General features: G+C 68.0%; 13 protein-coding genes. 6 read left to right on the forward strand and 7 right to left on the reverse strand.

Going from position 1 to position 12,539, the window contains the following annotated elements; all coding sequences use genetic code 11:
• Nucleotides 1–120: 120 nt before the first annotated feature.
• The 7 genes from CLT68_RS15250 to CLT68_RS15280 form a co-directional block, all read right to left on the reverse strand.
• Nucleotides 121–558, reverse strand: coding sequence for a hypothetical protein (locus CLT68_RS15250; protein ID WP_199177053.1), 438 nt, complete (start codon nt 556–558; stop codon nt 121–123).
• A 444-nt stretch (nt 559–1,002) separates the two neighbouring features.
• Nucleotides 1,003–1,257 carry an N-acetyltransferase gene (locus tag CLT68_RS15255; protein WP_486482180.1) on the reverse strand — a complete coding sequence of 85 codons (255 nt, stop codon included), beginning with the start codon at nt 1,255–1,257 and terminating at the stop codon, nt 1,003–1,005.
• Nucleotides 1,254–1,526 carry a UTRA domain-containing protein gene (locus CLT68_RS15260; RefSeq protein WP_099851645.1) on the reverse strand — a complete coding sequence of 91 codons (273 nt, stop codon included), beginning with the start codon at nt 1,524–1,526 and terminating at the stop codon, nt 1,254–1,256. The genes CLT68_RS15255 and CLT68_RS15260 overlap by 4 nt, the downstream gene beginning before the upstream one ends.
• A 207-nt stretch (nt 1,527–1,733) precedes the next feature.
• Nucleotides 1,734–2,996: a Gfo/Idh/MocA family protein gene (locus tag CLT68_RS15265; protein ID WP_099851647.1), complete on the reverse strand. Its 1,263-nt coding sequence runs from the start codon at nt 2,994–2,996 to the stop codon at nt 1,734–1,736.
• A 10-nt stretch (nt 2,997–3,006) separates the two neighbouring features.
• The gene (locus tag CLT68_RS15270) at nt 3,007–3,813 is read right to left on the reverse strand and encodes a carbohydrate ABC transporter permease (RefSeq protein WP_099851648.1); all 807 of its coding nucleotides are present in this window, start codon (nt 3,811–3,813) and stop codon (nt 3,007–3,009) included.
• Complete coding sequence (locus CLT68_RS15275) at nt 3,810–4,751, reverse strand: carbohydrate ABC transporter permease (RefSeq protein WP_099851650.1); 942 nt, start codon at nt 4,749–4,751, stop codon at nt 3,810–3,812. The genes CLT68_RS15270 and CLT68_RS15275 overlap by 4 nt, the downstream gene beginning before the upstream one ends.
• Complete coding sequence (locus CLT68_RS15280; RefSeq protein WP_099851651.1) at nt 4,744–6,060, reverse strand: ABC transporter substrate-binding protein; 1,317 nt, start codon at nt 6,058–6,060, stop codon at nt 4,744–4,746. The genes CLT68_RS15275 and CLT68_RS15280 overlap by 8 nt, the downstream gene beginning before the upstream one ends.
• Before the next feature lie 144 nt (nt 6,061–6,204).
• Between CLT68_RS15280 and CLT68_RS15285 the strand changes: the two genes are divergently transcribed.
• The 6 genes from CLT68_RS15285 to CLT68_RS33785 all read left to right on the forward strand — a co-directional run bounded on the left by CLT68_RS15285 (nt 6,205) and on the right by CLT68_RS33785 (nt 12,512).
• Complete coding sequence (locus tag CLT68_RS15285) at nt 6,205–7,272, forward strand: ROK family transcriptional regulator (protein ID WP_158240887.1); 1,068 nt, start codon at nt 6,205–6,207, stop codon at nt 7,270–7,272.
• Nucleotides 7,273–7,377: 105 nt separating this feature from the next.
• Nucleotides 7,378–8,622, forward strand: coding sequence for a glycoside hydrolase family 16 protein (locus tag CLT68_RS15290; protein ID WP_158240888.1), 1,245 nt, complete (start codon nt 7,378–7,380; stop codon nt 8,620–8,622).
• Nucleotides 8,623–9,301: 679 nt separating this feature from the next.
• A complete protein-coding gene (locus tag CLT68_RS32590) occupies nt 9,302–9,709 on the forward strand; it encodes a hypothetical protein (protein ID WP_199177054.1) in 408 nt (135 codons plus the stop codon).
• Between the two features lie 563 nt (nt 9,710–10,272).
• Entirely contained in the window at nt 10,273–10,845 is a 573-nt protein-coding gene (locus CLT68_RS15300; RefSeq protein WP_099851656.1) for a sigma-70 family RNA polymerase sigma factor, read from the forward strand.
• Complete coding sequence (locus CLT68_RS15305; protein ID WP_143743191.1) at nt 10,842–11,987, forward strand: hypothetical protein; 1,146 nt, start codon at nt 10,842–10,844, stop codon at nt 11,985–11,987. Before CLT68_RS15300 ends, CLT68_RS15305 begins: the two co-directional genes overlap by 4 nt.
• 198 nt (nt 11,988–12,185) lie before the next feature.
• The gene (locus tag CLT68_RS33785; protein ID WP_486482435.1) at nt 12,186–12,512 is read left to right on the forward strand and encodes a DUF7919 family protein; all 327 of its coding nucleotides are present in this window, start codon (nt 12,186–12,188) and stop codon (nt 12,510–12,512) included.
• Nucleotides 12,513–12,539 lie beyond the last annotated feature (27 nt).

The following is a 12,539-nucleotide window of genomic DNA, read 5'->3' on the forward strand; positions in this document are numbered from 1 at the left end:
CGACCGCGGACGTCCGTGGACTGTTGGCGCCGACGGACGAGCATGGACACCGGAGGATTCATCCGGCCGCTCAGCGCCGGTGGAACAGCAGGTCAACGATTCGTGTTGGCTGCCTCGGGGTCAAGGAGTCTCTTCAGCCTTGCCCAGAGCGTCGGCCAGATCGCCGACGAGCTTCTTGGGCCGCCGATGCCACCACCAGCCCATTCCGGGAGTGATCTGGTGGTAGCGGCCTACTGCGAGGCCGTTATCCTCAATCGTGGCGGCTCGGAAACGCTCGTCCAGCGGTTGCAGCATCGAGTGCCAGCATGACCGAACGGGGTGAGTCACCTGGGGCCACACCTTAGCTAGCCAGTCTCTGCAGTAGAGATCATTTGTGTACTCATAAACGAGGTCGGAGTAGCCCCGCTCAACCTGGGCGACGAGCCACGCCCATTTGCCGATCATCTCCTCGATCGTGAATTCCTTGCGCCACCCTTGCTGATGGAGCGCCGAGCTGGCGGCCCGGACGGACTCCAGGTCCTCGGTACTCAAGTGGCTTTCATCAGGGTCCAAGTCCACGTCGGGATGCTAGACCGGCCGTGAATCCACCGGCGGCAGCCGGGGCACACACGGGGCACAAGGCACTGTGAAACGTCGGCAACCAGCCATCAACGACGTGAGCCCAGGAGCAACCGTGACCAGCGCGCCGACCAGGTCGCCGCAGGTCAGGGAACAGTCCGTCTAGCAGATGGGGAGCAGCGGCGATGGTCATGATCAGCAGCTGTCAGTCATTGACCCGTCGTGTGGCACGTCCGGGGACAGGTAGGTAGGGCTGCCCAATGAGGACGCCGACGCGGACGATCGACGCCATGTTCTGGGTCCTTCATCGTCGCTGAATAGGTTGGGCTGCGCGGTCTGGGGGAAGGCGTTCATCGTCACCCGACCCGTACTGCGGTCGATGGCGGCCGTGGTACCGCTGTCCGCCTGCGTTGGTGTGTCGGGGCCTCTGTCGGCGCGAGTACGTCAGGCCGATTCGGTCTTGAGTCGTCCGTCTGTGTACGGCTGCGCGGGGCGTTCGAAGCAGGCGCCGGAGACCCTGGTTTCGACGGTGCGGACGTGTCGGAAGCCTTGTCCCTGGTAGTAGGCGTGCAGCCGGGTGTTCGTCGTCCAGGCGTCGAGGCGCAATCGGGTCAGCCCGGCCTCGTGGGCCCGACCGCCGGCCCAGTTGAGCATTTCGCCGCCCAGATTCGCTCCGGAGCGTTGGAGCGGGATCATCATTTTCGCCGCGTAGAGCGCGTCGGCTGGGTCGTCCTCCGGGTACCACAGCGCACGGCTCGGTCGGCGGAGAAGCCGGTGCGGATGTACAGCAGCACGGGTGTGCCGGCCGACAGGTCGAGCATTTTCGCCTCCACCGGTGTGGGCATCCTGGCCAGGATCTCGTCCTCATAGGCGACCTGCTCATAGCCGCGGTCAGCGAGTAGCCGGGTTGTGCCCTGCGCGATGTCCTTGGGCGAAAGCAGTTCAGGTACTTCGTTGCACAGGTCCATTGGGTGGCGCGAAATCCCACGCGACCTAACAACCGGATCTGCCGCATGGCCGTGGCGCGCCTGCCCACCGCCGACGCTATTGAGGTACGCGGTTCCACGGTGCGACCTCGCGTCAGGCCCGATCCCATGGGCCTGACGCGAGTCCGTAGCGTGGTTCGCTGGTTCGATTCCCGCATCGCCCACCAGGTTGGCAGTGCGCCCGTTCGCCTACCTCGGCGTGGCGGGGCTGAGCTCGATGACGCTGCCGGTGGCGCGGGACCGCTCCGCCGCCCACACGACCCGGTGCGAGGAGATGCTCTCCTCGGGCCCGGAGGTGACCAGTGAGCGGTCCCCGGTGGCGACCGCCGCGATGAACGCCTCGATGAGTGCCGCGTCGGCGCCACCGTGCCCGTCGGCGGCCGAGGCGTCGCCGTCGGGATCCAGGTCGATGGTCTCGACGGTGTCGGTGAGGAACTCGTGGACGTGCAGGCTACGGCCGTCGCCCTCGATGCTGCCGAGCGTGCCGAAGATCCGGGTCTTGCGGAAGTCGAGCGCGGTGAACGCCGTCATCGTGAAGGCGACGGTGACGCCTCCCTCATATTCGAGGTTGACCACCTGGTGATCGACGACGTCGTTGCGTCCTGTGTAGACGCAGGCGCCGTACGGGCCGCCCTCCAGGGCCTTGCGGACGCCGTCGGCGCTGACATCGTCGGTGAGGACGCCCAACGGCCATGCCTCGTGGACGGGGTCGCCGAGGAAACGCTCGTAGATCCGGATCGCGGAGTAGGCACACGACCGTTCGACCGGGCAGTCGACGCAGCGCCCGGCCGCTCCGGCCGGGCGGTTCTCCGGCCGGAAGTGGGCGAGGCCGCCGAAGGAGGAGACCCGGCGGACGGGTCGGCCGATGAGATGGCCGAGCCAGTCGATGTCGTGGCACGACTTGGCCAGCAGCATCGAGGACGACTCGGCCTCCACCGCCCAGTTGCCGCGCACGTAGCTGTGGGCGTGGTGCCACCAGCCGACCGGTTCCAGGTGGTCGATGCTGACGATTGCACCGATCCGCCCGGAGTCGACGAGTCGCTTGAGCGTCTGGGAGTAGGGCGTGTACCGGAGTACGTGACAGACGGCGAGGAGGACGTCGTTGTCGACGGCTGCGGTGACGATGCGTTCCGCCTGCTCGGGCAGCGGCGCCATCGGCTTCTCCAGCAGGATCGCGTAGCCGCGTTCGGCGAAGGCCACCACCGGCTCGACGTGCGCGCGATCGGGGGTCGCGACGATCACTGCGTCGGCGAGCCGGGGCTGTGCGGCGAGGTCTTCCCACGAGGCGAACCGGCGCTCCGCGGGTACGTCGAATTCATCGGCCAGTGTGCTGCGGCGGGCGGGGTCGGGATCGGCGACAGCTGCGATGGTGGCTTTGGAGGTGGCGACGGCGAGCCGCGCGTAGGCAGCGCCTCGCGCTCCGGCACCGACGATTGCCAGAGTGATGGACATCAGGTGTCTCCTATTTGATGGCGCCGGAAAGGATGCCTTTGACGAAGTGGCGCTGGAAGAAGAGGTAGAGGATGACCACGGGCACGATGACGATGATCGTTCCGGCGCTGAGCAGCGGGATGTTGCGGCCGTAGGCCTGGATGAACTTGCCGAGCCCGGACGGCGCCGTGCGCATCGCCGGGTCCTGGATGAGGATCAGCGCGAGCAGGAACTGGTTCCACGCCCACATGAAGTAGAGAAGGCCGAGAGTGGTGAGCGCCGGCCGGGCGGTGGGCAGCAGGACCCGGCGCAGGATCTGCCTGCCGGACGCGCCGTCCATCTCGGCGGCCTCGATGAGCTCCGGGGGCAGCGACTCGAAGTGACTGCGCATCCAGAACACCCCGAACGGCATGAACGCCCCGATGAGCGGCAGGATGACCGCCCAGTAGGTGTTGAGGAGACCGATCGACTTGAGGTCGTAGTAGAGCGGGATGACGATCGACTCGTACGGCAGGGCCAGACCCAGCATGAGCAACGCGAAGATCGGCCCCCGGACGGCGAGCCGCATCATCGCCAGCCCGTATCCGGCGAGCGTCGCGAGCACCAATGCGAGGGGTACGACACCGAGCGCAATGATCAGACTGGACCGCATGAGGTCCGCGAACCCGCCGGTCGACCAGGCGTCGACGTAGTTGTGCCACTGCGGATCCGACGGCCACGCGAGGCCCGGGCTGAGATTGTCCTGTGGTTGCAGCGACGCGGCGAGGATCGCGTAGAAGGGAACGAGCACCGAGGCTGTAGCAGCCAGCAGTGACAACCGGGTCAGCGACCGGATCATGGCTTCTCCCGGGTGAGGCGGTTCAGGGCGAACATGACCGCGCAGGTCAACAGGGACAGGACGACGGCGAGCGCACAGGCGGTGCCGACCTGCCCTGCGGTGAAGGTCAGCCGGTAGATGGCCACACCGGGCACCATGGTCGACTCGCCGGGGCCGCCGCCGGTCATCACGTAGACGACGTCGAAGCTGGCCAGGGCGGCGATCACGGTGACGGTCGCCGCCACCGACATCTCCCGGCGCAGACCCGGCACGGTGACGTGCCAGAACTCGTGAATCGCGCCGGCGCCGTCGAGCCGGGCGGCTTCGTACAGGGCCGGATCGATCTTGCCGATTCCGGAGTACAGCAGCAGGAAACAGAGCCCGGTCGAGACCCAGGTCCCGACGACTCCGACCGCCGGGTAGGCCCAGGTGAAGTCACCCAGCCAGGCCCGGGTGACGTCGGACAGGCCGACCGCGCGCAGCAGCGCGTTGAACGGTCCGTCATCGTCGAAGAACAGCTTCCACACGCTGCCGACCGCTACCAGTGGAAGGATCTGCGGCAGGAATATCACGGTACGGACGAACGGCATGCCCTTCCAGGGCACGTTCGCGACCAGCGACGCCAGCACCAGGCCGAAACAGATCGGGATGACCGAGTAGAAGAGGATCAGCCCGAAGGCGTGGACCAGGGAGAGCCGCAGCGCTGGGTCGGCGAGGATCTCCCGGTAGTTGTCGAGCCCGGCCCAGGTGGCGACGCCGATCCCGTTCCAGTCCCAGAATGAGATCCACAGGCTGTGTAGCCATGGCGCGATCACGAAGGCCGCGTAGAAGAGCAGCGCCGGTGCGGTGTAGAGCAGCGGTACGTATCGTGCCCGCGAGCGCCGGGCCCGCACCGGCGTCGCGGATGCGACGACGGTACGGTCCCGGACGGTCGCGGGATTCGCGAGGCTGTCAGCCATGCGTCTTGGCCCAGTCGGACTGGACGGCTCGGATGAACGTGGCGGCGTCGACCTTGCCCGCGATCAGCTTCTGAGTCTCGGCGACCAGCGTGTCGTTCATGGTCGCGGTGGCGTTGTTGTTGAACCCGATGAGCCCGTCATCGGCGTTGACCTTGTTCCACGCGGCGATCAGGTCGGCGGAGATGGTGCCGGGCTCGGCGGTCACCGTCGAGGTGTCGGAGGGCAGGAAGCCCTGCGCGAACGAGGCCTTGGCGGCCTCCGGGCCGCGCAGGAAGTCCAGGAAGGCGGCGGCGGCCTGCGCGTTCTTCGACTTCCGCGAGATCCCGTACGCGACCGACGTGCCGATGGCGGTGGCCTTGGGGCCGGGAAAGGGCACGAAGCCCGCGTCGCCGCGCAGCGCGTCGCCGATCTTCTTCGAGTCCCAGGAACCGTCCACGAAGAAGACGCCGTCGCCCTTGGTGAACTTGTCCACCGCACCTTGGAGGTCGATGCCGTTGGCGTCCTTGGAGTAGTAGCCCTTCGTACCCCAGTCGGTGATGCTCTGGGCGCCCTTGGCGTTCCCGGCGGTGTCGAAGGTGGACCCGCCCTCTCCGAAGACCCACTTGGCGTACGCGGCCGGGCCGTCTGTGGACTGACCGATGAGCTGGATCGGGAAGGAGGCGTGACCCTCCTTGTTGCCGAGTTGCAGCGGGGTCTCACCGCCGGCCTTGGCCTTGGCCAGAGCGGCCTCGAGGTCCTCCAGTGAGGCCGGAGCCGCGGCGATGCCGAGCTTCTTCAACTTGGCCTTGTTGTAGTAGAGCCCGACCTGGGAGAAGGACGCGGGTGCCGCGTACAGGTCGCCCGAACCGAGGGTGGTGCCGTCCTTGGCGATCCGCCACTGGTTGAGCTGTCCGGCCGGGTACGCCGACTCCCAGCCGTACGCCTTGGCATAGGGCTGAAGGTTGAGGATCAGCTGGTCCTTGACCGTGGTGCCCACCGCGTTGAGCAGCACGATGTCGGGCGAGGTGTCGCTGGACAGCGCGAGGTTGAGCGACTTGTTGTAGTCATCGTACGTGGTGTCGACGTAGTTGATCTTGACGTTGGGGTGCTTGGCCTGGAATGCCGGGATGATGTCCTTCATGGCGGCACCCGACTCGGGGGTGGCGATCAGGTTGAGTTCCACCTGTCCGGACGGAACGCCGGTCTGGACGGCCGCGTTCGCGTCGGCGGCCGGTTCATCGCTGGATGAGCTGCCGGGTGCGCACGCTCCGAGCGCGAGAAGCACGGCGGCCGCGCTGAGCGCACTCTTCACCGATGGCATGGACTTCATGGGGGTCTCCCTGGGCAGGAGTAGTTTCGAAGGAAACTTGCGTTCGCTATAGTGAGCCGTCTACGAACGCACGTCAAGGGGCAGCGAATGACCGTAGGTGATGCTCTTCCAGGCGGGGGCCAGAGCACCTTACGGCACCTGAACATGCGTCGTGTGCTGCGGCTTCTCTACGAGGGGCCGTCGCTGACCATCAGCGGTGTCGCCCGCGAGACCGGGCTGTCCCGCCCCACCGTGCAGGGCATCCTGACCTCGCTGGTGGAGTCTCGACTCCTGGTACTGGACGGCTTCGACAACGCCCCGACCGGAGGGCGACCCGCCCAGCGGTACCGCTTCGCCGCGGACGCGGGCATCGTGGCCGGCCTCGACATCGGGGCGCACGCGGTGTCGGTGCGGATCGCCGACCTCGCCGGCGCGCAGGTGGCGGCCGCTCGGGCCGCCATCCACCCGGACCTGGACCCGGCCGAGCGCATCGACGCCGCTGTCAACCTGCTGCGACGGACGATGCCGGCCGACGCTCCGCGGTTGTGGGCGGCCTGTGTCGGCTCCCCGGGCATCATCGCCGACGGTGTCGTGCGGCTGAGCGTGGCCATTCCGGACTGGACCGGCACGGCGTTGGCCAAGGAGCTCACCGCCCGTCTGGACTGCCCGGTGAGCGCCGTCAAGGACGCCAACCTCGCGGTCCTGGCCGAGCACCGGGTCGGTGCCGCGCAGGGGGTCGACCACGTCCTGTACGTGCATGCCGGGCACCGCCTCGGCGTCGGCGTGCTGGTGGACGGCAGGCCATTCGGCGGCGGCCGGGGGGCTGCCGGCGAGATCGGCCGGCACCCGGGCCTGGGCTGGGAGGTGGCACCCCGCAAGCTGCTCTCCGACGCGGGGGTCGCTCCCGGCATGAACTCCCGCGAGTGGGTATTCGCGCAGGCCAGGCGGGGGGACAAGCGCGCTGTCGAGGCCGTCGACGACTACGCGCGGGCACTCGCCGAAGGAGTGGGCGCCATGGTTCTCGCCATGGACCCGCAGTTGGTCGTGGTGGGCGGCGGCATCGCGCGCGCGGGTGAGACGGTGATGAAGCCGGTACGACGCCACCTCGCCGAGATTCTGTACGAGTTGCCAGTTCTGGCGATCTCCGCGCTGGGAGACGACGCGGTGGCCATCGGCGCGGTCGAGACCGCCCGGGACGCGGTCCGCGCAGAGCTCTTCACCGATGGCTCTTGACACCGGTAGGGCTCACCGGCATATTCCGAAAGAACTTTTCTTTCGTTTCCCCGGGAGTGTCTCATGGCGCATCGCTTTCGAAGAGTTCTAGCCGCCGCCGGTTCGATGATCCTCGGTGTCACCCTCGCCGGCGTCGTCACCGCGCGGCCGGCCCAGGCCGGCGACACCCCTCCCAGCCCGCTCGCCAAGCCGGGCTACACCATCGACTTCGCCGAAGAGTTCGACGTCAACACCCTCAACACGAATCGCTGGCTGCCCTACTACCTGCCGCACTGGACCTCACCGGCCAACCGCGAGCTGGGTGCCAAGGCGCGCTACACCATCGCCGACGGGGTGCTCACCCAGCGGCTCGACGCCGACACCCCGGCGTGGAATCCGCAGTACGACGGCACGGTCAAGATCTCCTCGTTCCAGACCTACAACAAGGACTACTGGCACAAGTTCAACGCCTCGATGCCGTTGAACCACCACGAGCCCGACTTCAACGGCTACACGTTCCAGTACGGCTACGTGGAGATGCGCGCCAAGAAGTCGAACGTCGGCGGAGGCGGCCACCAGGCGCTCTGGCTGGTCGGCACCGGGGACACCTCCAGCGCCTCGCGCAACCCCGAGGTCGACATGGTCGAGACGTTCTTCAACGAGCCGAACAACTGGCGGATCGCCGCCCACGGCTGGGGCGACCCGAACTTCCTCTCCAACTCGTACGCGTCGATCGCCCCCGTTCCCAGCGGGTCGCCGACCACCGAGTTCCACACGTACGGCATGGAGTGGACGCCCACCGACATCAAGTTCTACTACGACGGCCAGCTCTACCGGACGATCAACGACGCCCCCAACATGCCAATGGGGCTCATCATGGGCATCTACACCGACGCCGGCTCCGGTCGGCACAACGACGTCTGGCCCAAGACCTGGAGCGTCGACTACCTGCGCGTCTACAAGAAGGACGGCGGTAACCCGGTGTCCTATCAGCGGCTGAAGAACCGGCAGACCGGCCAGCACGTCAAGGACGACGGCAGCGGAACCGCCAAGTACGTCGCCGCTTCCGGCACCGACCAGTCCGCTCAGTGGGCCGTCGAGAACGTCGACGGCTACGTCCGGCTCAAGAACCGCGCCACCGGCAACTACCTCCACGTGGAGAACCAGACCGGCACCGTGCAGACCGGGACGGTGCCCGGCACCTACTGGTCGGCGCAGTGGAGCCAGGAGTCCGTCGACGGTCACCTACGCCTGAAGAACCGTTGGAAGGGCACCTACGCTCATACCGAGAACATGACCGGCAGCGTCCAGTACGGCGCCGCGCCCGCCGGCTGGTGGACCAGCCAATGGACGCTCGAACCCGGCTCCTGACGAACCGCGAGAGCCGCAACCAGCATCCCCCACTCTGAGTTCTCGCAGGTCGAAGGCCACCTCCCGGGTTCGGGAGGTGGCCTTTGTGCTGCGCCTGGGTGCCCACCGCTGACCCGCCGGAGGGAGCGGGGGATCACCCTGGCGAGGGAGGCCGGCCACCCGGTCGCGGTGCGATGGTCGGGCCACGACCGGCTGTCGCCGGAGGACGAGGAGGCGTCGGTGGCGGCTGTGGCCGCGCAGGGTGAGACTGGGTGATGACGATGACGAAGCACGCCGTCCAGGCCGCACGGATGTTCGGCGGCGAGCGCCTCGTGGACGGCGGAGTGCTGGTCCTGCTCGACGGCGGCCGCATCGCTCCCGATGCTGATTAAGCCAGACGCGCGCCCGGATCCGGACGGCCCGCCGGGGTACGACGGGTCAGCATTCACCAGATCAATCCTCGCTGGACACGATAACCCGGCAATTCGCCCCGCCGCCTCCCCGCCGACGCAATGCATCATGACCACGACGCTCATGGCCTGTTGGAGCGGCCGGGTCTCGATCTGGACCCTAGCCGCCTGAGGAGAGAGGCAACGCCGTGCGAGCAATCCCGCTGTTCGTCGTGGCACTGGTGCTCTGCGGGTGTACTGCACCAGCCCCGCCCGCCGCCAGCCCGGCCTCGCCGGCAGGGTCGGCGCCGGTGCCGTCGGCGCCGGCCGCGTCGCCGCCGGTGCCGGCCTTCCAGCAGAGCCTGCCCGGCAGCGCCCGGCGCGAGTGCGTCGCGGTGCCCGGCGACGCCACGCTGGTGCGCTCGGGCGACTTCATCGCCGGGGACTTTGTGGAGTACCGCCGGCAATGGCATCCTGACCTCGGCCCCAACCTGGGCAAGCTGTTCTGGCTGCCGGCCCGCCCCCAGCTCAACGCTGGGCTCACCGTGACCGCGACCTCCGGCGGCCGCACCGAGACCTACAGCGCCGGCTCGCTGGCGACCAACGACGCCGGGCAGGCGATGTACCCCAGCGGCATCCCGTTGCCGGCCGCCGGAACGTGGAAGCTCGTCGCGCAGGCCGGCGACGGGTGGGGGTGCTTCGAGCTGACACTGCTCTGACCGGCGTTCGGCGCGCGCCCGGGCCCCAGCTCAGCGGACAACACCAACGCCAGTCAGCTCCGATCCCAAATGAACGGCTACGTCAAAGACGGGGCGCTCAACAGCCACCACGTCTCCTGCGCCTGTCCGACGCCGAGATCGCAACGTTCCTGATGCTGCGATCCATGCCGGCTTAATGGCGCCGTAAGCAGGACGCGTCACGGGTGTTCGTCACCTCCGGCTAGCGCGAGATGCTGTTCCGGCAGCGCCGCTCCACACGGCGCTCGGCCGACATGCTCTACCGCCTTCGGCTCGTCGACAAGATGCCCGCCACCGGGCGCACCTTCCGCACCGGTCAAGGTCGGCGACTCGAAGAAGCTGGCCGACGACGCCCGCAAGCCGTTGGTTCGGTACAAGCTCAACGACCAGGCGCTGCAGGCCAACGCTTTGACCACGGGTGGCAGGTGCTGACCGAATGAGAGGTCGCTACTGGGCGACCGCTTGCCGTCGGACCTCGGCGCCTGAACACTTCCCCGCCTGATCGGCAATGTCAGGGTGAAGCGCGGACTTTGCCGAGGAGGGCCATGGCTTCGGATGCGGATTTGATAGGCCGGTCGCTGGATGGCGATGTCGACGCCTTCGTGGAGGTGGTCGAGCGTCATGAGGCCGCCGTCGGTTCGTACCTCGTTCGCCGGGCGGGGCGGGATGCGGCTGAGGACCTCCTGGGCGAGGTTTGGGTTGCGGCGTTCGAGTCGCGGCGATCGTACGACCGGTCGTACAACGATGCGCGGCCGTGGCTGTACGGGGTGGCATTGAATCGCTTGCGGCGCTACTGGCGGTCCCGGCCGGCCGAGGACCTGGTCGCGGACGTACCGGACGTGGCTACTGGATGGGATCCGTGGTCGGCGGTGGACCTCGGCATGGACGCCCGGGCGGTGCTCCGGTCGGCCCTGACGCGGCTCAAACCCGAAGAGCGGGAGGTCCTGAGGTTGGTCGCCTGGGAGGACCTGACCGCAGCCGACGCCGCGCGGGCACTCGGCATACCGGCGGGCACCGCGCGGCGGCTGCTGAGCCAGGCCAGGACGGCAGTGCGTGACGCCCCGGGAGTGTCCGCGCTTCTGAAGGACCCCAACAGCACGAAGGAGAGACACCGATGACCGACGAGCTCGATCTGGTCGGTGCGTTGGGCAGCGCAGAACCACTACGCCCGGAGGCGTATCAGCGGGCGCGGGCGGTGCTGCGGGCGGCTATGGCCGACCCCGGAACCGTGCGGCTGCTGGGCGCGATATCAGCGGAGGACACGACTATGGAGACGACTTCAACCATGGAAACGACGACAACCATGCGGGACCACGAATCCAGCCCGGCGATTCAGCGCCGCCGCCGGATAGGTATCGCGGGCCGATTGGGCATCGGCGCCGGGGTGGGGGTTGCCGCCGCGGCGGCAGTCGTCGCTGTGGTGCTCAACTCGCCGGGGACCGGGGGCATCGAGGCCGGCAAGGATTCGTCAGCCGCCACCTCGGGCTCGACCACCGTCGACGGGTCCGCCGAGCGCGCGCCGCTGATGACCCTGGCCGGCTCCATCAAGACGGTCACCCCGTCGGCGGGCGACGCGTGGCTGGTGAAGGCGACGCAGGTCCACGGCACCAAGACCATGCAGGTCGTCTACACGCTGTACACCGACGATCACGCGATCTATACGGGCAACAGCGTGAAGGACATCAAGCGTGCGATCGCCCGTCACCAGGACCAGATGACGGACGGCGGCTACGCTCCGCTCCTCAAGGCAGCCGTCGCCGCGGCGGACAGCAGCCCGGCCGACGGCCGTACCCAGATGCTCAAGGCAGCCAAGGATCCGCTGGTGGGCCTCGACCCCGCAGCGCAGAAGGCGGTGTGGGACAAGCAGCAGGCGGCCGCCCAGGTGATTATCAAGCAGAAGGGCGGCAACGCCGAGCCGAAGCCGTACAGCCCTCAGGCCGTTCAGCGGCACTTCGACAACGCCCTGTGGACGTACAGCACCCAAGCGCTGTCCGCTGGCGACGGCAACACGCAGGTCCGGGCCGGTGTGCTGCGTCTGCTGTCCACCATCTCCGCGGTAAGCGTCAAGAACTCGACCACCCACGGCAAGGCCACGCTGACGATCACCGCCGGCCCCGAGGCGTTCGGCGGCGAGGCTGGCGAGGTGCTGACCATCGACGCCACGACCGGCATGCTGGTCAAGGACGTCTCCACCGTGCCGGGCCTCCCCCAGGCCTCCACGACGTACGAATCCTCCCGCGTGACGAAGGCCGACCTGTAGGCCGGAAACTCCCACCCACCAGCATTCCGGCAGACGGGCGTGACGCCCCCGGCGATCGATAGCGGTGCGGGCCGCCCAGAGGCGGCCCGCACCGTCGTTTTGTTGTTCGCACGGCCCGCGCCTGACTGCGATGATCGACGCGTGACGTACATCCCGGACCTGGCGCCCTATGACTAATACCCGGGCGCCCCGGACGCCATTGCCATTGGTTGGCTGGACTCGAACATGCCCTTTACTGCAGGAGCCTGCCCGCGAGACGTTCGAGATCGCTTGGTGAGGCTCGGCGCCAAACCGGTACGGCTCATGCGTGGGTACCACCACTGCCAGTTCTGCGAGGCAGCGGTCGAGCCTCCGCGCGTGATTCGGGCCGACATTCGGCTCTACGACGCTCCCGATGTTGCGCATGGCAACGGCGAGATCTGGCTCACCGGAGTGGACGGGACGAGCTTCGCTGCACCGGCGCTGACCGGCCACCTCTTCGGCGGCACCGAAGGCGTCAGAGTCGGTGCCCCGCAGAGGCAGTAGGGCGGGGTCCGCACATGCCGAGTTGCG

The sequence above is a fragment of the Micromonospora sp. CNZ299 genome (assembly GCF_002754415.1).